Here is a 23,910-nt window from a genome sequence, read left to right as displayed (position 1 = left end):
CATGATCGAATCTACTGTGTTCGGTGACGCCGGCGTGACAAGTTCTCCATCCGGCGGATTGTCGACAAGGCCACTTGGCGCGAAGCGATCGATCGCGAAGCGTTCCACCTGACGGCCCCGAGGGGAAGGGGCCGCACCGTGAACGTGCCCGTGGGCGTGGGGTGCGAGGCCCTGGCGCAAGGGTTTCGGGGCCTTCGGTGCCGGGGTTGGCCAACCGTTCCGCCAAGGACTCGCCGACAGATGGAACTTGGCTGAAAACATATGGGCTCGGGTGTACGAACCTGTCAACTCGAAGGGGGGCGGGGCCGAATTCGGGTCAGTTTCGGTGACTGTTTCGTACGGTTTCGGCCCGTAGTCCGCGCTCCGAGCGGCGCAGCAGCAGCCGGCAGGCCGCCGTCACCGAGACGAGCCCGAGCGCGGTGCCGGCCGCCCCGCCGAGCGAGGTGCCGTAGACGACGAGCACCACGGGGACGAGGGCACAGCAGAAGACCGCCCAGCGGACGACGTCACCGGCCGGGTCGCCCGCTTCCGACCTTCCTCCGGCTCCTCCTCCCGTCCCCTCTCCCGTCCTCTCTCCCCTTCCGGTCCCCCTCTCCCGGTCCGGGGTCACGAGGACCGTCGGGGAGAGGAGCGTCGGGGAGGGGGCGGGCGCCCGGCGGCGGCCGCGGGGCGCGCCGAGCCCGGGGGCCGGGGCGGGGGCCGGGGCGGCGGAGGTCTGACCGGCGGCGGTCGATGGTGCGGGCACGGGCGGTCTCCCTACGACGGTGGGCTGGACCTGTGGCAACGAGGAGCGGAACGTTCCGGTCACTGTGGGCGACGTCCGTTTGGCCCCCCTACGGACGCCTGTAGGGCACAACCGGCATTGCCAGATCGCGAACCGCTCGGGCATGCTCCCTGGAACGCCCCGCGCGAGCGGCGCGCACGCCGGGAGTGGCACGGCGGGCTCTGGGCAGGAGAGGAGTGTCGCCGTACCCTTGGGGGTATGGGCTTGGGAAGATGATTCCCGGACACAGCTCCGCCGCCACCCGTTGTTCCGTCCCCTCCTTTCCCCGTCCCTTCCCACGAGGACTCTCTTCGCCGAGACACCGATGGCCGGTCACGAATTCCCCGAACCCGCGGACCGCAAGCGCGTCGCCGACTCCACGGTCGACCCCCTCGCGGTCGAACAGCCACGCCACTCCTGCGACCCGGCCTTCCGGCACGGGGTGGTCGTCGGTTTCGACGGCTCCACGTCCAGTGAGCGAGCCCTCGCGTACGCCATCGGCATGGCCCGCCGCTCCGGGTCGGGCCTGATCATCGTGCACGTGGCCAACCGGCTGCCCACCACGGTGTGGGCCGGCTGCGAGCCGCCGGTCTTCGTCGACGTACCGGATCACCGCACCGAGGTCCTCGGCCTCGAGCTCGCCTGTGCCGAGCACCTCGCCGAGGTGCCGTGGATCCTCGTCGAGCGCGGCGGGGACATCTGCCACGAGCTGGAGGAGGTCGGCCGCGAGTACTCGGCCGACGCGATCGTGGTCGGCTCGACGCACGGGATCGTCGGGCGGATCTTCGGCTCGGTGGCCGGCCGCCTCGCGCGCCGCGCCAAGCGGCCCGTGATCGTCATCCCGTAAGCGTCCCGGAAGCCGGTGATCCGGCGACCCCGCTCCCGCTTCGCGATCCCCAACTGGCGTTCCCCGGCCATAAATTCGGCCTTCCTCAGGTGAATTGTGCGCTTGTGAAGGGTAGATAAGGGTCACCGGATCACAGCAGCTCACGCAGCACGACTGCACTCCTGAAGGGAGCCCGCCGTGGACAACGAAGTCGCCGCGGGAAACAGCACCTCCACTCTCGGCAACCTCGCACTCGGACTGACCCTGCTGGCCTTCGGGCTGGGCGGGACGGGTGTCATCGACAACGTCGCGGCAGCGGATGCCGCGGGCCTCGCCACCTGGGTAGGCGGCGTGGCGCTCTTCCTCGTCGGACTGATCGCCCTGCGTGGCGGCAGCACCGGTGAGGGCACGGCGTACACGGCGCTCGGCGCCTTCTGGTTCACCTGGGGCACCGCCGTCGGCGGTGGGGCCTCCGCGGACGCCGTGGGGCTCTTCATGCTCCTGTGGGCGCTCCTCGCGCTCACGCTGACGATGGCGGCCTCGGGCAGCGGTCTGTTCGGACAGGGCGTGTACGGGCTGCTGTTCGTCGCGCTGCTGCTGATCGGCATCGGCGCGCTGACCGACACCGGCGGTCTCGCGAAGGCGGGCGGCTGGGTGGCCGCCGTCGCCGGCCTGGTCGCCTGGTACGGCGCCACGGCCGCGGTGGCGGGCTGGCCGATGGCCCTCCGGCGTACGGCGGGCACGAGCGCGCCGGCCGCGGGGTGACCACGAGCGCCGGCGAGTGAGCCGAAGGGGCGCGCGGCTGTCGAGAGGGAGAGCGCGCGGAGGTCCCGAGGAACGAGGGATCGAGCACGGTCGACCGTCGACGGTCGCACCGGCGCCCCGGAGGCGAACCGAGCCCCGAAAATGAGAACGGTCCTTGCCGCACCTGGGTGTGCGGCAAGGACCTTTCTCGTGTCCGGTCGAACCGCCGGGGGACAGGCCCGGCGGCGCGGGTCGGGGGGACAGGCCCCGACCGGCTGCTACTCGACCGTGACGGACTTGGCCAGGTTGCGCGGCTTGTCGATGTCGCGACCCATGGCGAGCGCCGTGTGGTAGGCGAGGAGCTGGAGCGGGATGCCCATGAGGATCGGGTCCAGCTCGTCCTCGTTCTTCGGCACGATGATGGTGTGGTCGGCCTTCGCCTGCGGCTGGTGCGCGACCGCGAGGATGCGGCCGCTGCGGGCCTTGATCTCCTCGAGGGCGGCGCGGTTCTTCTCCAGCAGGTCGTCGTCGGGGACGATCGCGACCGTCGGCAGGGCCGGCTCGATGAGGGCGAGCGGGCCGTGCTTCAGCTCGGAGGCCGGGTAGGCCTCGGCGTGGATGTAGGAGATCTCCTTCAGCTTGAGGGAGGCCTCCAGGGCGACGGGGTAGCCGCGCACCCGGCCGATGAACATCATCGACTGGGCGCCCGCGTACTCCTCGGCGATCTTCTTGATCTCGTCCTCGGTCTCGAGGATCTCGCTGATCTGCGCGGGCAGCTTGCGCAGGCCCGCGATGATCCGCTTGCCGTCGGTGACGGACAGGTCGCGGATACGGCCCAGGTGCAGGGCGAGCAGCGCGAACGCGGTGACCGTGTTGGTGAAGCACTTGGTGGAGACGACGCAGACCTCGGGGCCGGCGTGGACGTACACGCCGCCGTCGGCCTCACGGGCGATGGCGGAGCCGACCACGTTGACCACGCCGAGGACGCGGGCGCCCTTGCGCTTGAGCTCCTGGACGGCGGCCAGCACGTCGTACGTCTCGCCGGACTGGGAGACGGCGATGTAGAGGGTGTCGGGGTCCACGACCGGGTTGCGGTAGCGGAACTCCGAGGCCGGCTCGGCGTCGGCGGGGATGCGGGCCAGGGACTCGATGAGCCCGGCGCCGATGAGGCCGGCGTGGTACGAGGTGCCGCAGCCGAGGATCTTGATCCGGCGGATGGTGCGGGCCTCGCGGGCGTCGAGGTTCAGGCCGCCGAGGTGCACGGTGGAGAAGCGGTCGTCGATCCGGCCGCGCAGCACGCGGTCGACCGCGTCGGGCTGCTCGGAGATCTCCTTGTGCATGTACGTGTCGTGGCCGCCCATGTCGTAGGAGGCGGCCTCCCACTCCACGGTCTCCGGGGTGGCCGTGGTGGTCGTCCCGGAGGTCGTGTAGGTGCGGAAGTCGTCGGCCTTGAGCGTGGCCATCTCGCCGTCGTCGAGGGTGACGACCTGGCGGGTGTGGGCGATCAGGGCGGCGACGTCGGAGGCGACGAGCATCTCCTTCTCGCCGATGCCGAGGATGACCGGGGAGCCGTTGCGGGCCACCACGATGCGGTCGTTGAAGTCGGCGTGCATCACGGCGATGCCGTAGGTGCCCTCGATGACCTTGAGCGCCTCGCGGACCTTCTCCTCGAGCGTCTCGGCCTGGGAGCGGGCGATGAGGTGGGTGATGACCTCGGTGTCCGTCTCGGAGGCGAAGACGACGCCGTCGGCCTCCAGCTTCGCGCGCAGCTCCTGGGCGTTGTCGACGATGCCGTTGTGGACGACCGCGACCTTGTTCTCGGGGTCCAGGTGCGGGTGCGAGTTCACGTCGCTGGGGACGCCGTGGGTGGCCCAGCGGGTGTGGGCGATGCCGGTGGTGCCGGTGAAGCGCTTGGGGACGCGGGCCTCCAGGTCACGGACCCGGCCCTTGGCCTTGACCATCTTCAGGCCGGAGGCCTTCGGGCTGGTGATGACCATGCCGGCGGAGTCGTATCCCCGGTACTCGAGCCGCTGCAGGCCTTCCAGCAGCAGCGGGGCGACGTCACGCTTTCCGATGTAACCGACAATTCCGCACATAAAGGTGAAACCCCTCCAGGTCTGTGATGGTGCTTCTCGGTCGCCGACGCGGGCTCAGCCGTAGACGATGCGGCGCAGCTGTCGGAGCGAGAGCTCCGGTGGCGCCACGGCCCGGTGTGGCAGCTCGGCCGAGATCCGCTCGAAGATCTCGGCGTTCACGGCCCCGCCGGACTGCAGCTCGCGGTGGCGGCGGCGGACGAACTCCTCGGTCGTCTCGTCGAAGTACGCCAGCACGTCGAGCACCACCCGGGCGGCCTCACCGCGCTGGAGCGCGGTGCTGCGGACCAGATGGTCGACGAGGTCGTCATGCGACGGGCGGCGTTCGAGCACCCGTGAATACTGAGGGGTACTCGGGGGTCTATGCAAGAATCCTGCCCGAAATCGGGCAAGGTCTTCATGATCATCACGAAAAACCGGCGGATTGGTCCAGACCTTGACCCCGAAGGGTGGCGGTACGCATGGTGGTCGACTGGATATACAGAACGGCAGAGCGGCAGAACGACAGAACGACGCCGTGACGACCCGAAGGGGACCATGCCCGTGAGTCAGCGCCGAAGGATTCCGCACCTGATCGGATCGCTCCTCCTGGTCGCCGCCGCCGGGGTGGGCTGCGGCGAGGCCAGCGCCGACAGCGGCGCCGGCGCCGAACCCGAGGTCCGCCCCCTCGGCCGCATCGTGCCCGTACCCGCCTCCGTCACCCCCGAGGGCGAGCCGTACGCCCTCACCCGTGACACCCGCATCGGCGTCGACACGAGCTCCCGCGCGTCCAAGGCGGTCGGCCGCTACCTTGCCGGACTCCTCCGCCCCGCCACCGGCTTCCCGCTGCCCGTCGTCGACGAGGAGGCCGCCGACGGCGGCGTCCGGCTCCGGCTCGACCCCGACGACGGCGCACTCGGCGACGAGGGGTACCGGCTCCACTCCGCACCCGAAGGCGTCACCCTCACCGCCCGCGAACCCGCCGGCCTCTTCCGCGGCGTCCAGACCCTGCGCCAGCAGCTGCCCTCCGCCGTCGAGCACGACTCCGTCCAGCCCGGCCCCTGGAACATCGCCGGCGGCACCATCACCGACACCCCGCGCTACGCCTACCGGGGCGCGATGCTCGACGTCTCCCGTCACTTCTTCACCGTCGACGAGGTGAAGCGCTACATCGACCAGCTCGCCCTCTACAAGATCAACACGCTCCACCTGCACCTCTCCGACGACCAGGGCTGGCGCATCGCCGTCGACTCCTGGCCCCGGCTCACCACCCACGGCGGTTCCACCGAGGTCGGAGGCACCCCCGGCGGCTTCTACACGAAGGCCCAGTACAAGGAGATCGTCCGGTACGCGGCCTCCCGCTACCAGGAGGTCATCCCCGAGATCGACATGCCGGGCCACACCTTCGCGGCCCTCTCCTCCTACCCCGAGCTCAACTGCGACGGCATCGCCCCGCCCCTCTACACCGGCGTCAAGGTCGGCAAGAGCTCCCTGTGCGTACCCAAGGCCGTCACGTACGACTTCGTCGACGACGTGATCCGCGAGATCGCCGAGCTCACCCCCGGCCGCTACCTCCACATCGGCGGCGACGAGGCCCACTCCACCAGCCACGCCGACTACGTGACCTTCATGGACAAGGTGCAGCCGGTCGTCGCCAAGTACGGCAAGACGGTCGTCGGCTGGCACCAGCTGACCGGCGCCACGCCCGCGAAGGACGCCCTCGTCCAGTACTGGGGCCTGGACCGCACCCCCGCCGCCGAGAAGGAGCGGGTCGCCGCCGCCGCACGGAACGGCACCGGCCTGATCCTCTCGCCCGCCGACCGCGCCTACCTCGACATGAAGTACGCGAACGACACCACGCTCGGCCTCACCTGGGCCGGCTACGTCGAGGTCCGGAGGTCGTACGACTGGGACCCCGCGACCTACCTCCCGGGCGCGCCCGAGAGCGCCGTCCGCGGCGTCGAGGCACCGCTGTGGACGGAGACCCTGTCCACCACGGACGACCTCGACGTGATGGCCTTCCCGCGCCTGCCGGGCCTCGCGGAACTGGGCTGGTCCCCGGCGTCCACCCACGACTGGGACACGTACAAGGTCCGCCTCGCGGAACAGGCCCCCCGCTTCGCCGCACTGGGCATCGACTACTACCGCTCACCGCAGGTGCCCTGGCCGGGCGAGTAGCCGGTCCGCACGCGCGGAACGCCCGGCCGGGGAGACCTGGCCGGGCGTTCCGTGTGCGTGGGGAGGTCAGGCGCCGCCGAACCCGCCGTCCTTGACACCGGCCACGAAGGCGGCGAACGCGGTGGCGGGCAGGTTGAGGGTGGGGCCGGTGGGCCGCTTGGAGTCACGGACGGGGACGATGCCGTGGGGGGTGACGAGATTGGTGGCGACCTCGACGCACTCGCCGCCGCCGGAGCTGTAGGAGGACTTGTACCAACGGGGGGAAGAGGTCGTCACGACATGCCCTTTCGTGCCTGCACGATCAAGGCCACGGAGTCTGCCTGAGAGAGGCATTCGGCCTGGAGTTGATGGTAGGCCGTCAGGATGGACACCGCGGCGGTGCGCTCACGGTCCACATATCCCCGCATATGCGTCTCGGCGTACGCGACCATCGAACGGTCGGCCAGAGTGAGTAGATTGACCGGCAGATCGAACGGGCGGCGCTCGCCTATCTCGTACGGCGTCACCTGAAGCACGCTATTCGGAAGCTCGGCGAACTTGACCAGCCGATCCAACTGCGCCTCCATGACCGCAGATCCACCGACCGGGCGGCGGATGCAGCTCTCGTCCATCACCACGAGCAGCATGGGAGGGCGGTCCCGCACCAACGCCGCCTGCCGTCCCATGAGGAACGCGACGCGTTCGTCGGCCTGTTGTTGCGTGATGGAGCCTCGCCGCACATCGCCGTTGGCGAGCGCCTGCGCGTACTCCGGCGTCTGCAACAGCCCTGGAATGATCCCGATGTGGAACGACCGGATCTCAACGGCACGCCCTTCGTACCCGACGTACTCCGGGAAGCCCTCCCGCAGGCTGCCGTATCGCATCTCGTTCCACAGGCGTTCGAGCGAGTCGGCCGTCCCGGCCGTCCCGAGAGCCTGATCGGCCTCCCGCGAGAACGGAAGGGTCGGCGGTTTCCGAGCAGTTTCCACCGCCGAGATGTGCTGACTGGAATAGCTCGTCTGCGCCGCCAGGTCGTCCTGGGTCCAACCTCGGCGCTCCCGCAGCCTGCGTAGATGTGCGCCGTAGGCCGCGTGTGGACTGTCCTCCGGGCGTAATTCCTTGCGATTGACCACAACTCTTCCTTCGGAAGTGCCCAGTTGAAGGGTTCTCGACTCTACGCCACGCTGACGACCCCTGGTAGTGGATCCGCTACGGAGAGGAGTGACCATGTCCGTGCATCAACCCGCCGCCGGCGCGTACGTGGCCGATACCGGCAACGGAACGACCCGGCTCGGCAGGGTGTCGCGCAGTCAGGCCGGGAGTGTCTACCTGCGCCCGCCGGGCGGCGGTGCGGAGTGGGCCGCGTCGCCCGAGGACCTGCGTGCGCCGACCGAGGGCGAGTGGTCGCGCATCCGTACCCTCACCACCCCCGTACCTCCCGCCCTCGTCCTCTCCGCCGACCACGGGCTCCGGCCCCGGCCCGAGCCGGTTCCGGACTGCACGCCGTGCGCGTACCTGGTGCGGTGGTTCGACCGCTACATGGGTACGGGGCCGCAGCGCGACGAATCCGCCGCCGTGGACTGCGTGGTGGAGATCCGTAACCACCCGCACGACCCGCCGAAGATGAGGATCGTGAAGCCGTGACGCGTCGGATGGGGCCGCACCCGCAGGGGGAGGCGGTCGCGACGGCGTGCTGCATGGATGGCGGCTGCGTAGGGGAGGCGCAGCCGACGCCTGAACCCCCGGGCGTGAACGTCGAATGCCTGGCGCACGCCGTCGCCGCCGGGGCGCGACACCTTTGCCGTCACGGTCGAGTACGTCGCTCTTGTGGCCGGCCCCCGGTGAGGCGCCGCGCCGTGGCCGTCACTCGGTGACGTGCTGCGCGAGGATCTGCTCGGCGAGTTCCCGCGCGGATGCGGCAGGGTTGGTGTCGGGACGGGTCGCTCCCGCCGCCATGACGCCGTCGATGAGCAGCAGGAGCTGGTCGCCGGCGTGGGCGGGTCGTGGATGGCCGAGTCTGGCGAGTTCACCTGCCAGGAGTCGGCTCACGCGCTCACGGTAGTGGCGGGTGATGGCGTGTCCCGGATGGTCGGGGTCGGCCAGGGCGAGGTCGGCGGCGAGATAGCGGCAGCCTCGGAAGTCCGGCTCGGCGATGATCGTGGCGAGCTTGTCGAAGACCGCCAGTAGGCGTTCGCGCGGATCGTCGCCCGCCGCGCGCATGGTCTGCTCATAGCCGGCCTCGTCTTCGGCGGTGCTGCGCCGCAGGACCTCCGTGATCAGGCCGTCCTTTCCGCCGAAGTGCTCGTAGAGGGACCGGCGGGCCACGTTCGCGTTCTTGAGCAAGGCGTCCACGCCCACTCCGACGCCATGGCTGTAGGTCAGTTCTTTTGCTGCCTCCAGTAGGCGCTCGCGTGGTCCTGGCTTCGTGCTGGTGCTCATGGCGCCAGCCTGCCAGGGGTTGACCGGTAGATCAATCGGTCTATACGGTCCGGATAGACCGATCGTTCTATCTATCTATCTATCGAAGGAGTGGCTATGCCGCCTCGCACGACCGCCGCTGTCATCGACCGGTTCAACCACGCGTTCGCCCACCACGAGCCCGACGCTCTCGACGACCTGGTGGGCGAGGGCTGTGTCATGGAGGCGATCCAGCCGGCGCCGGACGGTGAGCGCTACGAAGGGCGGGACGCGTGTCTCGCCTTCTGGCGGGCGCTCGCAGCAGACCGCACCACCCAGTTCACGACCGAGGACGTCGCCGTCGCGGGCGACCGGGCGACGATCCGCTGGCGCTACCGCTTCGGCGACGACCCCAGCGCATCCGTGCGCGGCGTGAACCTCATGCGCGTCGAGGGGGGCCGGATCGTGGAGGCCCTCGGCTACAGCAAGACCGCCGGTGAAGTCCCGTTGGCCGCAGAGGCGGGCGGGGGCGAGTGAGAGGCGGCGGAGCGGGACGCGAGGAAGGGGTGGAACTCCATGCGTAGTTACCACGTCGACAGTGGCGCCGGGATCGACGGTCTGGCGATCCGCGAGCACGAGGACCCGTCCCCGGCCCGGGCCGGGTCCTGGTCGCGATTCGGGCCGCCGCCTTGAGTTACCGCGACCTGATGGTGCTGCGCGGCGACTACGTCCTTCCGGTCGAACCCGATGTCGTCCCCGTGGCGGACGGAGCCGGCCAGGTGGTCGCGCTCGGCCCTGGCGTCACGGCTGTGCGGGTCGGAGAGCGAGTGGCCGGTACCGTCTTCCCGAGCTGGCAGGACGGCCCGTTCGGCCTCCGGCACCTGCCGCAACTCGGAGGCTCGCTGGACGGCATGCTCACCGAGCTCGCCCTGGTCGACGAGACCGCCCTGGTGCACGTGCACCTGTCCTTCGAGGAAGCCGTGACACTGCCCTGTGCCGCGGTCACCGCATGGAACGCCCTGACCGGTGACGGTCACGGCCTGCGCCCCGGGCAGTCGAGCAAAGTGGCACATGCGCCGCTGTGACCGCGCGAGGGCGGCCTGTCCCTCCCGTCACTCCTGGCAAACCATTCCCATGAGATGTGAGCCCCGGCGGAGGACCGTACTCCGGCGGGGCTCACATCGGTTCGGGGAGGCGTCAGGCGAAGCGGGCTATCGGGTTCACCAGGTCGCCGACGAGCTGGAGGGCCGCCGACGGGTCCGCCAGGTCGACCATCTGCTTGTTGTTGCGGAGCTGGAGGCGGTTGAGGGCCGACAGGGCGAAGGTCTCCTCGAACATGTCGTACTGCGCGAAGCGGTCCGCCAGTTCCGGCTTCGCGGACTGGTAGCCGTGGACGCATTCCGCGACCGTCCGCCAGAAGGCCTCCTCGTCCAGGACGCCCTCCGTCGCCAGCGTCGCCGCCAGGAAGCGGAAGAAGCAGTCGAAGACGTCCGTGAAGACCGAGAGGAGCTTCATGTCCTCGGGGACCTCCGCGCGGACCCGCTCCACCGCCGGCGGCAGGACCGCCGTCGGGTCCATGACGACGATCTCCTCGGCGATGTCCTTGAAGATCGCGCGGGAGACCCCGCCCTGCTCGTCGAGGACGAGGATCACGTTCTCGCCGTGCGGCATGAACGCCAGGTCGTAGGCGTAGAAGCTGTGCAGGACCGGGAGGAGGTAGGCGTCCAGGTACCGGCGGAGCCAGACCGTCGGTTCGACGCCCGACTCCTTGATCAGGGCGCCCGCGAAGGACGCGCCCGCGTGGTCCACGTGGAGGAGGGAGGCCATCGTCGCCAGGCGCTCGCCCTCGGCGAGGGTCGGGACCGGCGACTCGCGCCAGAGCGCGGCCAGCATCTTGCGGTACGGGGAGTAGCGGTCGGTCGCCGCCTCGTACTCCATGTGCCGGTAGCCGACCGCCGCCCGCTCCCGGATGATCGAGAAGTCGGCCGCCTTGAAGGTCGGGTCCGACTCGATCAGGGTGTGCAGCCAGTCGTTGATGGCCGGCGTCGCCTCCATGTACGCGGCCGACAGGCCCCGCATGAAGCCCATGTTGAGGACCGAGAGGGCCGTCTTCACGTAGTGCTTGGCCGGGTCCGAGGTGTTGAAGAAGGTACGGATCGACTGCTGCGCCAGGTACGTGTCGTCGCCCTCGCCCAGGTAGACGAGGCGCTGCTGCGCCACCTCGGCCGCGAAGGTGACGGACAGCTTGTTCCACCACTGCCAGGGGTGGCACGGCATGAGGAGGTAGTCGGTCGGGTTCAGGCCCCGGGACGCCAGGGTCGCGGCGAAGGCGTCCACCGTCGCGTCGCCCAGCTCGGCGCGGATGAACGTCTCGTACGCGATGTCCGCACCCGCCGTGAACGCGGCGCGGTCGCGGTGCGCGGCCAGCCAGATCAGGTGGATGTCGCTCGCGGCCTCGGGGGCGTACGCACGGAACTCGTCGACGCCGAAGCCGAGCCGGCCGTTGTTGGCGACGAAGCAGGGGTGGCCCTCGGTCATCCCGGTCTCGATCGCCTGGAAGCCGGCCTGCGCCAGCTCGGCGGAGGTGACGGGCGGCTTGGTCGCCTTGTAGGCCGTACCGGCGAGGGTGGAGGAGATCTCCTCCAGGTAGACCGGCAGGATCTCGTCGCTGAGGCCGAGGGCGCCGCGCAGCTCGGTGATGAACTGCAGCGCGTCCAGCGGGAGCTGCTCGTCACCGCGGTGGCGGCTGATCGACTCGGGGTAGACCTGCCAGTGGTCGAGCGCGAACCGGTCCGCCGTGAAGCGGTACTCGGTCGTGCCGTCGTCGGCGAGGACCTTGTAGCGGCTCTCGCCCAACTCCTGCGGGTCGAGGAGCCGCTCGTGGGCGAACTCGGCGAGGCCCTTGCGGATCAGCGCGCGGTTGGCGTCGGCCCAGCGCTCGGGGGTGAGGTGGGCGACGGGGTCGACACGGTCGGTCGTGCTCATATCGACACCGCCACGGCCGCCTCGAACTGCTCCCGGGTGCAGAAGCTCAGCAGCGCCTTCTTCTCCGGCTTCCGGATCTCGCGCTCCGGGACGAAGCCGACGGCCTCGTTGAGCGCGTGGACGGCCTTGTTGGCCACGTCGGGCTCGACGACCACGCGGGCGGTCGCCGGGTCGGCGAAGAGCTCCGCCATCACGGCGGTGATCACGCGGCGGGTGAAGCCGTGCACCGGGGTGTCGCTCGGGGCCACGAGGAAGTGCATGCCGACGTCGCCGGGGAGCGGGTCGTAGAGGCCGACCAGCTCCAGCTGGGACGGGTCGTAGCGCTCCATGAGGATGGCGGGGACCTCGTCGACCAGGCCGATGAAGGCCTGGTGGTGCGGGTTGGCGGCGAAGCCCGTGTACTCGCGCTCGACGTCCTCCAGTTTCGCGTCCTGCATCATCCAGAAGGCGGCCTTGGGGTGGGTGACCCAGGGGTGGATCAGCTCCGCGTCCTTGAGGGGATCGAGCGGGCGGAAGCGGACGGTCATGCGGCGAACTCCTGGAAAGCGATGGTCTTCTCTACGGGGTAGTACTCGGAGCCCAGCATCTCCCCGATGATGTACGCGTTGCGATACGCCCCCATGCCCAGGTCGGGCGAGGTGATCGAGTGGGTGTGCACGGAGGCGTTCTGCAGGAAGACCCCGCGGCCCGTCGTGTCGATCGAGTAGTTGCGGGCCACGTCGAAGCGGCCCTGGGCGTCCCAGTTGAAGCGGTCGCGGACCGGCTCCAGGAAGGCGGGGACGGCGTACTTGTAGCCGGTGGCGAGGATCAGGCCCTCGGTCTCCAGGGTGAAGTCCTTGTCCTGCTCCTCCTGGCGGAAGCCGAGCGTGTACGTGCCGGTGGTGTCGTCGTACGCGGCGGCGTGGAGCGCGGAGTTGGTGAGCAGCCGGGTGGGGACGGGGCCGTTCAGGTTCTTCTGGTAGAGCAGGTCGAAGATGGCGTCGATGAGCTCGCCGTCGATGCCCTTGAAGAGGCCCTTCTGCTGGGTCTCCAGGCGGTAGCGGGTCTGCTCGGGGAGCGCGTGGAAGTAGTCCACGTACTCGGGGGAGGTCATCTCCAGGGTGAGCTTGGTGTATTCGAGCGGGAAGAAGCGGGGGGAGCGGGTCACCCAGTTGAGCTTGTAGCCGTGGACGTCGATCTCGGAGAGCAGGTCGTAGTAGATCTCCGCCGCGCTCTGGCCGCTGCCGACCAGGGTGATCGACTTCTTCTTCTGGAGCTCCTCCTTGTTCGGGAGGTAGCGCGAGTTGTGGATCAGGTCGCCGCCGAGGTCCTGGCAGGTCTCGGGGACGTACGGCGGGGTGCCGGTGCCGAGGACGAGCCGGCGGGCGCGGAAGGTCTCGCCGGACTCGGTGGTGACGACGTACACCTCGGTGTTCTCGTCGTACGCGACGGAGGCGACCGTCGTGGACCAGCGGACGGAGGTGAGCTTCCCGGCGGCCCAGCGGCAGTAGTCGTTGTACTCGGTCCGCAGCGGGTAGAAGTTCTCGCGGATGTAGAACGAGTAGAGCCGGCCCTTCTCCTTCAGGTAGTTGAGGAAGGAGAACGCGGACGTCGGGTCGGCCATGGTGACCAGGTCCGACATGAACGGCGTCTGCAGGTGGGCGCCTTCGAGGAACATGCCCGAGTGCCACTCGAAGTCCGGCTTGGACTCCAGGAAGAGACCGTCGAGGTGGTCGATGGGCTCGGCCAGGCAGGCGAGTCCGAGGTTGAACGGGCCGAGCCCGATGCCGATGAAGTCGTACGTCTCGGGCGTCTCAGGCGTGGACAAGGGTCTCTCCCAGGTACTGCTCGGCGTGGCCGGCTATCAGGTCGAGGACGGCGGCGATGTCGGCCGCGGTCGTCTCGGGGTTGAGCAGGGTGAACTTCAGGTACTGGCGGCCGTCGACCGTGGTGCCCGCGACGACGGCCTCGCCGGAGGCGAACAGGGCCTTGCGGGCGTAGAGGTTGGCCCGGTCGATCTCGGCGGGCGAGGTGACGGCCTCGGGGATGTAGCGGTAGACGAGGGTGGAGAGCTGCGGCTCGACCACGACGTCGTAGCGCGGGTCGGCGGCGAGCAGCGCGAAGCCCTCGCGGGCCAGGTCGCAGACCTCGTCGAAGAGCTCGCCGATGCCGTCGGCGCCCATCACGCGCAGGGTCATCCAGAGCTTGAGCGCGTCGAAGCGGCGAGTCGTCTGGAGCGACTTGTCGACCTGGTTCGGAATCTGCTCGGCGACCGTGCGACGGGGGTTGAGGTAGTCCGCGTGGTACGTCGCGTGGCGCAGGGTGGCGCCGTCGCGGACCAGGAGGGCGGAGGAACTCACCGGCTGGAAGAAGGACTTGTGGTAGTCGACGGTGACCGAGTCGGCCCGCTCGATGCCGTCCAGGAGGTGGCGGCGGGTGCGGGAGGTGAGCAGTCCGCAGCCGTAGGCCGCGTCGACGTGCATCCAGGCGCCGTACTCGTCGGCGAGGGCCGCGATCTCGGGCAGCGGGTCGATGGAGCCGAAGTCGGTGGTGCCGGCGGTGGCGACGATCGCCATGGGGACGAGGCCCTCGGCGCGGCAGGCCTCCAGCTCGGCGGCGAGGACGACGGACTGCAGGCGCTTGGTCCGGTCGACCGGGATGGAGACGACGGCGTCGGCGCCGAGACCGAGGAGGGTGGCCGACTTCTGGACGCTGAAGTGGCTGCACTCGGAGGAGAAGATGCGGAGCTTGGACAGGTCGTCCGTCTTGGCCTCCTCGCGGGCGAGGAGCAGCGCCTGGAGGTTGGACTGCGTGCCGCCGCTGGTGAACACGCCGTCGGCGGCGGGGCCGAGGCCGATCCGGCCGGTCGTCCAGTCGATGAGCTTCCGCTCGATGAGGGTGGCGCCGGCGCTCTGGTCCCAGGTGTCGAGGGAGGAGTTGACGGCCGAGAGGACGGCCTCGCCGAGGACGGCGGGGATGACGACCGGGCAGTTGAGGTGGCCCAGGTAGCGGGGGTGGTGGAAGTAGACGGCGTCGCGGAGGTAGACGTTCTCGAGCTCGTCGAGGGCCGCGGAGGAGTCGCCGAGCGGCCGGTCGAGGTCGACGGCGTCGATGACGGGGGCCAGCTCGGCGGGGGTGACACCGGTGAACGGGCGGCGCGTCGAGGCGAGTTTGTCCGCCACCCGCTCGACTCCTTCGGTGACGGAGCGTCGATAGCTCTCCGCCGTGGCGTCGTTGAGCAGGTGGGAGCGCATGTGGGGGCCCTTTCGGGAGGAACGCTGAGGACGGCGTGCAGAAGTAAGGTTAGCCTAACCTAATTTTGCAGTGCAATGGCCCCCCGATTCCGAAGAATTGGGGGGCCATTGCGTGAAGAGCCGGTGGAGCGAAGGGCCGAGCGAAGGGTGAGGGAAGGGCCGGGCGAGGAGTTGCGCGCGGAGTTACGCGTCTTCCTGCGTCTCGTCCGGCACCTCGCGCAGGGCGTCCTCCGAAAGACCCTTGCGCCAGTAGCCCACGAACGTCACCCGGCGGCGGTCGAGTGCGCGCTCGCGCACGAAGTGGCGGCGCAGCGCCTTCACCGCGCCGGACTCGCCCGCGATCCAGACGTACGGAGCCTCGCCGGGCAGCTCGGCACCGCGTACCGCGTCGACGGCGGACGGCGCCCCCTCCTCCCGTACGAGCCAGGTGACCGTGGCGTCCGCCTCGGTCACGAGGTCCATGCGGTCGCCGGAGTACGGCACTTCGAGGAACACCTGCGCGCGGGTCTCCGCCGGCAGCCACTCCAGGATCGCCGAGGCGGCCGGCAGGGCCGTCTCGTCCGCCCAGATCAGTACGGAGTCGGCGTCCTCGGGCAGCTGGAAGCGGACGCCCGTGTTCGCGGCGACCGCCGGACCGAGGACGACCACGCGGTCACCCGGCTCGGCGCGCGCGGCCCAGCGGCAGGCGGGGCCGCCGTCCTCGTGGATCGCGAAGTCGATGTCGACCTCGGGCGTGGGTTCCGTGCGCTGCTCGCGGACCGTGTACGAGCGCATCACGGCCCGCTCGTCGTCCGGCATCGCCCGCCACGCGCCCAGGATCGCGTACATGTCCGGGTTGTCGAGCGGCGGCAGGACGGGCGCCTCCTGGCCGGGGTGCGGCAGGAAGAGGGAGAGCGACTGGTCGCGGCCCCCGGCGGCGAACCTCTTCAGGTCCTCGCCGACGAAGGTGACGCGGACCAGGGACGGGCCGAGCCGCCGCGTCCGGTCGACCTGGAGGGAGAAGAACTGGAACGGGGCGGTCTCGGCGGTCGTCATGGGTCAGGACACCTTCTTCGCGTTCTCCAGGGCCTTCGCCAGGTCCTCCAGGAGCGGGGCGCACTTGGCGTAGGAGTAGATGGGCTCGGTCACGCGCGGGATGACCTGGCCGGCCTTGACGGCGGGCAGCGCGGCCCAGGTCGGCTTGGCCTTCAGCTGCTCCGGCTGGAGGGTGCCGGTGCGGTTGTCGAGCATGATGACGTCGGCCTGGTACTTGTCGACGTTCTCCCAGCTGAGGCCCTCGAACCAGCCTCCCTGGTCCAGCTTGGTCGGGACGACCAGGTTGACGCCGAGCTCCTTGAAGAAGAGCGTGTCGGTCGGGCGGACCGGGGTGGAGACGTAGAACAGGTCGGGGGAGCCCGAGCCGATCAGGACCTTGATGTCCTTCTTGCCCTGGGCGGCCTTGCGGACGCGCTCGGCGGCGGCCTCGAAGCGGGTCTTGTCGGCCTTGATCGCGGCCGTCTGGACGTCGGCGCCGAGCGAGGCGGCGAGGTCGGCGTGGCGCTGGAGGACGGCCGGCATCGACAGGTCCGCGGCCCACAGGGCGACGCTCGGGGCGATCTTGAGGATCTTGTCCTTCTGCTCCGCCGGGACGTACCAGAGGTCGTTCTTCTCCCACATGTCCGTGATGAGGACCTCGGGGTTGAGCTTGAGGTACTCCTCGATCTTGAACTCGCCCCAGACGTTGCCGATGACCTTGACCTTGGTGATGTCGAGGTCGCCCGCCTGGACGTCCGGCTTCTTCTCCTTGGTCTTCGGGTCCTCGACGTAGGTCGGGCCGAAGACGCCGACGACCTCGACGCCGAAGTCGTGCAGGGCGGCGGCCGTGCCGGTGAAGGCGACGATCCGCTTCGGGGTGGACTTCGCCTTCACGGCCAGACCGCGGTCGTCCTTGAACTCCCAGGAGCCGGACTTCGCCGCGGCGGAGGGGGCGGTGGAGCCGCCGTCCTTCTTGGTGTCGCTGCCGCAGGCGGCGAGCGCGGCACCGAGTCCGAGTGCGCCGCCCGCGGCCAGCAGGCCGCGACGGGTGAGACGGGTGACGCGGGCGTTGCTGGGCATGGCGGAGTCGCTTTCGGTACGAGCCGGTGTCGGCCGGGGTAAGTCGAAGGTAGGTTAGCCTAACCAAATGTCGATCAGTAGGGGTGGGGTCACGAGGCGTGGATCACACGCCGGAGCCCGCCGCCCCCGAGGGGGACGACGGGCTCCGAAGGGGACGCGGGGGATCAGGCCGGGAGGCCCAACTCCCGGGCGATCAGCATCCGCTGGACCTCGCTGGTGCCCTCGCCGATCTCCAGGATCTTCGAGTCGCGCCACATGCGGGCCACCGGGTACTCGTTCATGAAGCCGTAGCCGCCGTGGATCTGGGTCGCCTCACGGGCGTTGTCCACCGCCACCGTGGAGGAGTACAGCTTCGCGATCGCCGCCTCCTTCTTGAACGGCTCGCCCATGACCAGCCGTGAGGCCGCGTCACGCCAGCCGATCCGGGACATGTGAGCCTTCGTCTCCATGTCGGCGATCTTGAACTGGATGGCCTGGTTGTCGGCGATCGGGCGGCCGAAGGCGTGGCGCTCGTGCGCGTACTTCACCGACTCGTCCACACAGCCCTGCGCGAGACCGGTCCCCAGCGCCGCGATCGCGACCCGGCCCTCGTCCAGGATCCGCAGGAACTGCGCGTAGCCGCGGCCCTCTTCGCCGAGCAGGTTCTCCACCGGGACGCGGACGTCGTCGAAGGAGAGCTCCCGGGTGTCCGAGGCGTTCCAGCCGACCTTGGAGTACGGGGCGGCGACCGTGAAGCCCGGCGTGCCCGAGGGGACGATGATCGAGGAGATCAGCGGGCGGCCGTCGGGCTTGCGGCCGGTGACCGCCGTGACCGTGACCAGACCCGTGATGTCCGTACCGGAGTTGGTGATGAAGCACTTCGAGCCGTTGATGACCCAGTGGTCGCCGTCGCGGACGGCGGTCGTGCGGGTGCCGCCGGCGTCGCTGCCCGCGCCCGGCTCGGTCAGGCCGAAGGCGCCGAGCATCTCGCCCGAGCAGAGCCGCGGCAGCCACTCCCGCTTCTGCTCCTCCGTGCCGAAGCGGAAGACCGGCATGGCGCCGAGGGAGACGCCCGCCTCCAGGGTGATCGCGACGGAGGAGTCGACCCGGGCGAGCTCCTCCAGGGCGATGCCGAGCGCGAGGTAGTCACCGCCCATGCCGCCGTACTCCTCGGGGAACGGCAGCCCGAACAGGCCCATGCGGCCCATCTCGCGGACGATCTCGTACGGGAATTCGTGCCGCTCGTAGTAGTCGCCGATCTTCGGGGCGACGACGTCGTGCGCGAAGGCCTCGACGGTACGGCGGAGTTCCTGGTGCTCTTCGGAGAGCCGGTGGTCGAGCGACATGACTGTCGTCACTCCTTGTGGGAGAGGGCGCGGACGGTACGGGAGGGGCTGGGTCGGCCCAGTTGTTCGGCCATCCACCCGCTCGTGGCGGTGAGGGCGGCCAGATCGACGCCGGTCTCGATGCCGAGACCGTCGAGCATCCACACGAGGTCCTCGGTGGCGAGGTTCCCGGTCGCGCTCTTCGCGTACGGGCAGCCGCCGAGGCCGCCGGCGGAGGCGTCGACCGTCGTCACCCCGTGCCGCAGCGCGGCGAGGGTGTTGGACAGGGCCTGCCCGTACGTGTCGTGGAAGTGCACGGCGATACGGGAGGTGGGGACCCCGGCCTCGTTCAGCGCGGTCAGGAGCGCCTGGACGTGGCCCGGGGTGGCGACGCCGATGGTGTCGCCGAGGCTCAGCTCGTCGCAGCCCATCTCGGCGAGGGCCTTCGTGACCCGGACGACCTGCTCGACGGGGACGGCGCCCTCCCAGGGGTCGCCGAAGCACATCGAGAGGTAGCCGCGGACCTTCAGTCCCGCCTCTATGGCGCGGATGACCGTCGGGGCGAAGAGTTCGAGCGCCTCGTCGACGGTCCGGTTGAGGTTGGCCTTGGCGAAGGACTCGGTGGCGGAGGCGAAGACCGCGATCTCCCGGGCCCCGAGGGCGAGAGCGCGGTCGAGGCCGCGCTCGTTCGGCACGAGGACGGGGAGACGGACCGGCAGGTCGCGGACGAGGGGGAACAGCTCCTCCGCGTCGGCCAGCTGGGGCACCCACTTCGGGTGCACGAAGCTGGTCGCCTCGACCGTGTCCAGGCCGGCGTCGGCGAGCCGCCGGACGAACTCGGCCTTCACGGCGGTCGGGACGGCCGTCTTCTCGTTCTGCAGCCCGTCGCGGGGACCGACCTCGTGGATCCGGACCCTCGCCGGGAGCGTGGGGTCGGGGACGGTCATGGGCAGACCCGCGGTCATGCTTCCTCCCGGGGGGCGACGACGGCCAGGATCTGGTCCATGGCGACGGTGGAGCCGGGCGTGACGTCGAGCTCGGTGACGGTGCCGGCGTGCGGGGCGGAGATGACGTGCTCCATCTTCATGGCCTCGACGACGAGCAGGCTCTGCCCGGCCTCGACCTCGTCCCCGACGGCCACCTTGACGACGGTGACGGTGCCGGGCATCGGCGCGGCGAGCGTGTCGGCCCCCCCGTGCTTCGCACCGCTGAGCGCGGCCTCGACGGGGTCGTGGTCGAGCACGTGCCAGGAGTCGCCGTCACGGCCCAACCAGTTGCCGCTGCGGTGGAAGTGATGGGTGATGCCGTCCACCGTGACCGTCACCGAGGTGTCCGTGACCCGGGCGCCGCCCGGCGCCTCGACCACGACGGGCTCGTGTCCCGGTACGCGTACGGGGAAGGGCAGCGGGGCCGGCCGGCCGCCGAGCCGCCAGCCGCTCGGCGCCGAGAAGGGGTCGGCCCAGCCGTCCCGCGTCACCGGCGTGAGACCCGCGAGCCGTACGGCCGCGGCCGCCGCGTACACCTCGTCCGGTACGCCCTCCGGGACCAGGCTCTCCGCGTCCCGTTCCACCAGGCCCGTGTCCAGGGCGCCCGCCACCACGTCCTCGTGGGCGAGGAGCCTGCGCAGGAAGCCCGCGTTCGTCGGGACGCCGAGGGTGACCGTGTCGGCGAGGGCGGCGCGCAGCTTGCGCAGGGCCGTGGGGCGGTCCTTCGCGTGGACGATGACCTTCGACAGCATGGGGTCGTAGAGGGACGAGACCTCCGTGCCCTGCAGGAGGCCGGAGTCCGTGCGGACGCCGGGCCCCTGAGGCTCGTTCAGGGCGAGGACCGTGCCGCCCGACGGGAGGAAGCCCCGCGAGGGGTCCTCCGCGCAGATGCGGGCCTCGATCGCCCAGCCGTCGAGACGGATGTCGTCCTGCGCGAAGGGGAGCGGCTCGCCCGCCGCCACTCTCAGCTGCCACTCCACCAGGTCGACGCCGGTGATCAGCTCCGTCACCGGGTGCTCGACCTGGAGACGGGTGTTCATCTCCATGAAGTAGTACGCCGACGGGTCGCCGCCCGGCACGATGAACTCGACCGTGCCCGCGCCCACATAGCCGCAGGAGCGCGCCGCCTCGACCGCCGCCGCGCCCATCGACGCCCGGATCTCCGGGGTGAGGAGGACCGAGGGGGCCTCCTCGATGATCTTCTGGTGGCGGCGCTGCAGCGAGCACTCGCGCTCGCCGAGGTGCACCACGTTCCCGTGGGTGTCGGCGAGGACCTGGATCTCGATGTGCCGGGGGCGGTCGATCCACCGCTCCACCAGCAGCGTGTCGTCGCCGAACGAGGAGCGGGCCTCGCGGCGGGCCGCCGCGATCTCCTCGTCCAGGACCGCCAGGTCCCGGACGAGCCGCATGCCCTTGCCGCCGCCGCCGGCGGACGGCTTGAGCAGGACGGGAGCGCCCAGCTCGCGGGCGGCGGAGGCCAGTTCGGGGTCGGCGGCGCCGGGGACGACCGGCACGCCCGCCGCCTTCACGGTCGCCTTCGCCCGGATCTTGTCGCCCATGAGGGAGATCGCCGAGGCGGTGGGGCCGATGAAGACCAGGCCCGCGTCCGCGCAGGCCTGCGCGAAGCCGGCGTTCTCCGCGAGGAAGCCGTAGCCGGGGTGCACGGCCTGCGCCCCGGTGCGGGCCGCGGCGTCGAGGAGGGCCGGGACGGACAGGTACGACTCGGCGGCCGCCGGCGGACCGATCCGTACCGCCGTGTCCGCCTCCCGTACGTGCCGGGCGTCGGCGTCCGCGTCGCTGTACACGGCCACCGAACGCACACCCAGCGCCCGCAGGGTACGGATCACCCGGACGGCGATCTCGCCCCGGTTGGCCACGAGCACGGTGTCGAACATGCTGTGCATCTCCTTGGGGCCCTTCACATCCGGAAGACGCCGAACTGGGGGTCACCCAGCGGCGCGTTGGCACAGGCGGTCAGGGCGAGGCCGAGGACCTGCCGGGTCTCCATCGGGTCGATGACCCCGTCGTCCCACAGCCGGGCGCTCGCGTAGTAGGCACTGCCCTGGGTCTCGTACTGCTCGCGGATCGGGGCCTTGAAGGCCTCCTCGTCGTCCGCGCTCCACGCGTCGCCGAGCTGGTCCCGCTTGACCGTCGCGAGGACGGACGCGGCCTGCTCGCCGCCCATGACCGAGATCTTGGCGTTGGGCCACATCCACAGGAAGCGGGGCGAGTACGCCCGGCCGCACATGGAGTAGTTGCCCGCGCCGTACGAGCCGCCGACGACGACCGTCAGCTTCGGGACGCGGGTGGTGGCCACGGCCGTGACCATCTTGGCGCCGTGCTTGGCGATGCCGCCGTGCTCGTACGCCTTGCCGACCATGAAGCCGGTGATGTTCTGCAGGAAGACGAGCGGGATGCCGCGCTGGTCGCACAGCTCGATGAAGTGCGCGCCCTTCTGGGCCGACTCGGCGAACAGGATGCCGTTGTTGGCGACGATCCCGACCGGGTGGCCGTGGATGCGGGCGAAGCCGGTGATCAGCGTCTGCCCGTACTCGCTCTTGAACTCCTGGAAGCGGGAGCCGTCCACGACCCGGGCGATCACCTCGCGCACGTCGTACGGGGTGCGGGAGTCCACCGGCACCGCGCCGTAAAGACCCGCCGGGTCGACCTTCGGCTCCTCGGCCGGCTCGACCGACCAGGGGAGCGGGCCGCGCTCGGGGAGGGTGGCGACGATGTTCCGGACGATCCGCAGCGCGTGGGCGTCGTCCTCGGCCAGGTGGTCGGTGACGCCGGAGATCCGCGAGTGGACCTCGCCGCCGCCCAGCTCCTCCGCCGTGACGACCTCGCCGGTCGCCGCCTTCACCAGCGGCGGACCGCCCAGGAAGATCGTGCCCTGGTTCCGTACGATCACGGCCTCGTCGCTCATCGCCGGGACGTACGCGCCACCGGCCGTGCACGAGCCGAGGACGGCCGCGATCTGCGGGATGCCCGCGCCGGACATCCGGGCCTGGTTGTAGAAGATCCGGCCGAAGTGCTCCCGGTCCGGGAAGACCTCGTCCTGCATCGGCAGGAAGGCACCGCCGGAGTCGACCAGGTAGAGGCAGGGGAGACGGTTCTCCAGTGCCACCTCCTGCGCCCGCAGGTGCTTCTTCACCGTCATCGGGTAGTAGGTGCCGCCCTTGACCGTCGCGTCGTTGGCGACGATCACGCACTCGCGGCCCGAGACCCGGCCGATGCCCGCGATGACGCCGGCCGCCGGGGCCTGGTCGCCGTACATCCCGTTCGCCGCGAGCGGGGCCAGCTCCAGGAAGGGCGAGCCCGGGTCGAGGAGGGTGTCCACCCGGTCCCGGGGGAGCAGCTTGCCGCGCGCGGTGTGCCGGGCCCGGGACTTCTCACCGCCGCCCAGGGCGGCCGCCGCGAGCTTGGCGCGCAGGGTCGCGGCCAGCTCGTGGTGTGCGGCCTCATTGGCCTGCCAGGCCGCGGACGCGGGGTCCGCCGCGCTCGTCAGCACAGGTGCCTGCTGCATCCCTCGAGCTCCCTTGCTCGGTTAATGAGCGTTAACGTATGTCGTTCAGGTTAACGATCGCTAACCGGGTTGTCTAGAATCGAATCCATGACCACCAGCGCCAGGACCGACGCCCCGACGCGACGCGAGCAGATCCTCAAGGAGGCCGCCCGTCTCTTCGCCGAGCGCGGCTTCCACGGGGTGGGCGTGGACGAGATAGGAGCGGCCGTCGGAATCAGCGGCCCCGGGCTCTACCGTCACTTCCCCGGCAAGGACGCGATGCTCGCCGAGCTCCTCGTCGGGATCAGCGATCGGCTCCTCACCGGCGGCCGGATCCGGATCGGCGAGACCAGCGGCGACGCCGAGGCCGTACTCGCCTCCCTCGTCGACGGGCACATCGACTTCGCCCTCGACGACCGGCCGCTGATCACGCTGCACGACCGGGAGCTCGACCGGCTCAAGGACGCGGACCGCAAGCGGGTACGGCAGCTCCAGCGCCAGTACGTCGAGCTGTGGGTGCCGGTCGTGCGCGAGCTGTACCCGGACTCCTCCGAGGGAGAGGCGCGGACGGCGGTGCACGCGGTCTTCGGCCTGCTGAACTCGACCCCGCACCTGGCGGAGCTCGGCCGCCAGTCCATGGAGGAGCTGCTGCGGCGCTTGGCGCACGGGGCGTTCGGGGCCCTCCGCGGCTGACCCCCGGGGTGTCGGGCCAGGGGAGCGGAGGCACCCGCAGGGGTCCCGTCCCAGGTGCCCACCCTCCCCCGGACCTCGTCCGGGGACCCCCGGCCCTGCGGGACGATTTGCCCACATGGGCGCGAGGTGCTGCCGGGCGCCCGGCAGAATG

The 23,910-nt window shown here is 70.5% G+C and carries 23 protein-coding genes; 7 read left to right on the top strand and 16 right to left on the bottom strand.

What is annotated here, in order from left to right:
- Positions 1-316: 316 nt before the first annotated feature.
- Positions 317-745 (bottom strand): hypothetical protein, encoded by a 429-nt coding sequence (locus OG580_RS12610; protein WP_267043764.1) that lies wholly within the window; start codon positions 743-745, stop codon positions 317-319.
- Positions 746-1,088: 343 nt separating this feature from the next.
- Between OG580_RS12610 and OG580_RS12605 the strand changes: the two genes are divergently transcribed.
- Together OG580_RS12605 and OG580_RS12600 are read left to right on the top strand one after the other, a co-directional pair.
- The gene (locus OG580_RS12605) at positions 1,089-1,610 is read left to right on the top strand and encodes a universal stress protein (protein WP_267043763.1); all 522 of its coding nucleotides are present in this window, start codon (positions 1,089-1,091) and stop codon (positions 1,608-1,610) included.
- A 177-nt stretch (positions 1,611-1,787) separates the two neighbouring features.
- Positions 1,788-2,354 carry a GPR1/FUN34/YaaH family transporter gene (locus tag OG580_RS12600; protein ID WP_267043762.1) on the top strand — a complete coding sequence of 189 codons (567 nt, stop codon included), beginning with the start codon at positions 1,788-1,790 and terminating at the stop codon, positions 2,352-2,354.
- Between the two features lie 257 nt (positions 2,355-2,611).
- On the opposite strand, the gene glmS is transcribed toward OG580_RS12600, so the two are convergent.
- Both glmS and OG580_RS12590 read right to left on the bottom strand, forming a co-directional pair.
- A complete protein-coding gene (gene glmS, locus OG580_RS12595; RefSeq protein WP_267043761.1) occupies positions 2,612-4,429 on the bottom strand; it encodes a glutamine--fructose-6-phosphate transaminase (isomerizing) in 1,818 nt (605 codons plus the stop codon).
- A 54-nt stretch (positions 4,430-4,483) separates the two neighbouring features.
- Entirely contained in the window at positions 4,484-4,759 is a 276-nt protein-coding gene (locus tag OG580_RS12590; protein WP_267043760.1) for a hypothetical protein, read from the bottom strand.
- Positions 4,760-4,969: 210 nt separating this feature from the next.
- On the opposite strand from OG580_RS12590, the gene OG580_RS12585 reads away from it, so the two are divergent.
- Positions 4,970-6,583, top strand: a complete 1,614-nt coding sequence (locus OG580_RS12585; RefSeq protein ID WP_267043759.1) for a beta-N-acetylhexosaminidase — start codon at positions 4,970-4,972, stop codon at positions 6,581-6,583.
- 66 nt (positions 6,584-6,649) lie between these two features.
- Here the strand turns inward: OG580_RS12585 and OG580_RS12580 are convergent, their stop codons facing one another.
- Together OG580_RS12580 and OG580_RS12575 are read right to left on the bottom strand one after the other, a co-directional pair.
- Positions 6,650-6,859 carry a DUF397 domain-containing protein gene (locus OG580_RS12580; RefSeq protein WP_267043758.1) on the bottom strand — a complete coding sequence of 70 codons (210 nt, stop codon included), beginning with the start codon at positions 6,857-6,859 and terminating at the stop codon, positions 6,650-6,652.
- Positions 6,856-7,695 (bottom strand): helix-turn-helix transcriptional regulator, encoded by an 840-nt coding sequence (locus OG580_RS12575; protein WP_267043757.1) that lies wholly within the window; start codon positions 7,693-7,695, stop codon positions 6,856-6,858. Before OG580_RS12575 ends, OG580_RS12580 begins: the two co-directional genes overlap by 4 nt.
- A gap of 94 nt (positions 7,696-7,789) precedes the next feature.
- Here OG580_RS12575 and OG580_RS12570 point away from each other — a divergent pair, with 94 nt between their 5' ends.
- On the top strand, positions 7,790-8,206 hold the full coding sequence (locus tag OG580_RS12570; protein WP_267043756.1) for a hypothetical protein: 417 nt from the start codon (positions 7,790-7,792) through the stop codon (positions 8,204-8,206).
- Positions 8,207-8,425: 219 nt separating this feature from the next.
- Here OG580_RS12570 and OG580_RS12565 read toward each other — a convergent pair whose 3' ends face one another.
- A complete protein-coding gene (locus OG580_RS12565) occupies positions 8,426-9,001 on the bottom strand; it encodes a TetR/AcrR family transcriptional regulator (protein WP_267043755.1) in 576 nt (191 codons plus the stop codon).
- Between the two features lie 96 nt (positions 9,002-9,097).
- Between OG580_RS12565 and OG580_RS12560 the strand changes: the two genes are divergently transcribed.
- On the top strand, positions 9,098-9,496 hold the full coding sequence (locus tag OG580_RS12560) for a nuclear transport factor 2 family protein (RefSeq protein WP_267043754.1): 399 nt from the start codon (positions 9,098-9,100) through the stop codon (positions 9,494-9,496).
- A 152-nt stretch (positions 9,497-9,648) separates the two neighbouring features.
- Entirely contained in the window at positions 9,649-10,044 is a 396-nt protein-coding gene (locus OG580_RS12555; protein WP_267043753.1) for an alcohol dehydrogenase catalytic domain-containing protein, read from the top strand.
- Positions 10,045-10,156: 112 nt separating this feature from the next.
- On the opposite strand, the gene OG580_RS12550 is transcribed toward OG580_RS12555, so the two are convergent.
- The 10 genes from OG580_RS12550 to OG580_RS12505 form a co-directional block, all read right to left on the bottom strand.
- Positions 10,157-11,944 carry an IucA/IucC family siderophore biosynthesis protein gene (locus OG580_RS12550; RefSeq protein ID WP_267043752.1) on the bottom strand — a complete coding sequence of 596 codons (1,788 nt, stop codon included), beginning with the start codon at positions 11,942-11,944 and terminating at the stop codon, positions 10,157-10,159.
- Complete coding sequence (locus tag OG580_RS12545; RefSeq protein WP_267043751.1) at positions 11,941-12,471, bottom strand: GNAT family N-acetyltransferase; 531 nt, start codon at positions 12,469-12,471, stop codon at positions 11,941-11,943. The genes OG580_RS12550 and OG580_RS12545 overlap by 4 nt, the downstream gene beginning before the upstream one ends.
- Complete coding sequence (locus OG580_RS12540; protein ID WP_267043750.1) at positions 12,468-13,751, bottom strand: lysine N(6)-hydroxylase/L-ornithine N(5)-oxygenase family protein; 1,284 nt, start codon at positions 13,749-13,751, stop codon at positions 12,468-12,470. Before OG580_RS12540 ends, OG580_RS12545 begins: the two co-directional genes overlap by 4 nt.
- Entirely contained in the window at positions 13,738-15,177 is a 1,440-nt protein-coding gene (locus OG580_RS12535; RefSeq protein ID WP_267043749.1) for an aspartate aminotransferase family protein, read from the bottom strand. Before OG580_RS12535 ends, OG580_RS12540 begins: the two co-directional genes overlap by 14 nt.
- Before the next feature lie 183 nt (positions 15,178-15,360).
- Positions 15,361-16,212, bottom strand: a complete 852-nt coding sequence (locus OG580_RS12530) for a siderophore-interacting protein (RefSeq protein ID WP_267043748.1) — start codon at positions 16,210-16,212, stop codon at positions 15,361-15,363.
- A gap of 3 nt (positions 16,213-16,215) precedes the next feature.
- Positions 16,216-17,271, bottom strand: coding sequence for an ABC transporter substrate-binding protein (locus OG580_RS12525; protein WP_267043747.1), 1,056 nt, complete (start codon positions 17,269-17,271; stop codon positions 16,216-16,218).
- Between the two features lie 164 nt (positions 17,272-17,435).
- Positions 17,436-18,596 (bottom strand): acyl-CoA dehydrogenase family protein, encoded by a 1,161-nt coding sequence (locus OG580_RS12520; RefSeq protein ID WP_267043746.1) that lies wholly within the window; start codon positions 18,594-18,596, stop codon positions 17,436-17,438.
- Positions 18,597-18,604: 8 nt separating this feature from the next.
- Positions 18,605-19,540, bottom strand: a complete 936-nt coding sequence (locus OG580_RS12515) for a hydroxymethylglutaryl-CoA lyase (RefSeq protein ID WP_267043745.1) — start codon at positions 19,538-19,540, stop codon at positions 18,605-18,607.
- On the bottom strand, positions 19,537-21,465 hold the full coding sequence (locus OG580_RS12510) for an acetyl/propionyl/methylcrotonyl-CoA carboxylase subunit alpha (RefSeq protein ID WP_267043744.1): 1,929 nt from the start codon (positions 21,463-21,465) through the stop codon (positions 19,537-19,539). The genes OG580_RS12515 and OG580_RS12510 overlap by 4 nt, the downstream gene beginning before the upstream one ends.
- Before the next feature lie 14 nt (positions 21,466-21,479).
- A complete protein-coding gene (locus OG580_RS12505; protein WP_267043743.1) occupies positions 21,480-23,087 on the bottom strand; it encodes a carboxyl transferase domain-containing protein in 1,608 nt (535 codons plus the stop codon).
- An 87-nt stretch (positions 23,088-23,174) separates the two neighbouring features.
- Here OG580_RS12505 and OG580_RS12500 point away from each other — a divergent pair, with 87 nt between their 5' ends.
- Positions 23,175-23,759, top strand: a complete 585-nt coding sequence (locus OG580_RS12500; RefSeq protein WP_267043742.1) for a TetR/AcrR family transcriptional regulator — start codon at positions 23,175-23,177, stop codon at positions 23,757-23,759.
- The last annotated feature ends 151 nt before the right edge of the window (positions 23,760-23,910 follow it).

It is taken from the genome of Streptomyces sp. NBC_00094, assembly GCF_026343125.1.
Lineage (GTDB): Bacteria > Actinomycetota > Actinomycetes > Streptomycetales > Streptomycetaceae > Streptomyces.
Note: the sequence above shows the minus strand (reverse complement) of the source record. Positions and strands in the feature narration are given on the sequence as shown.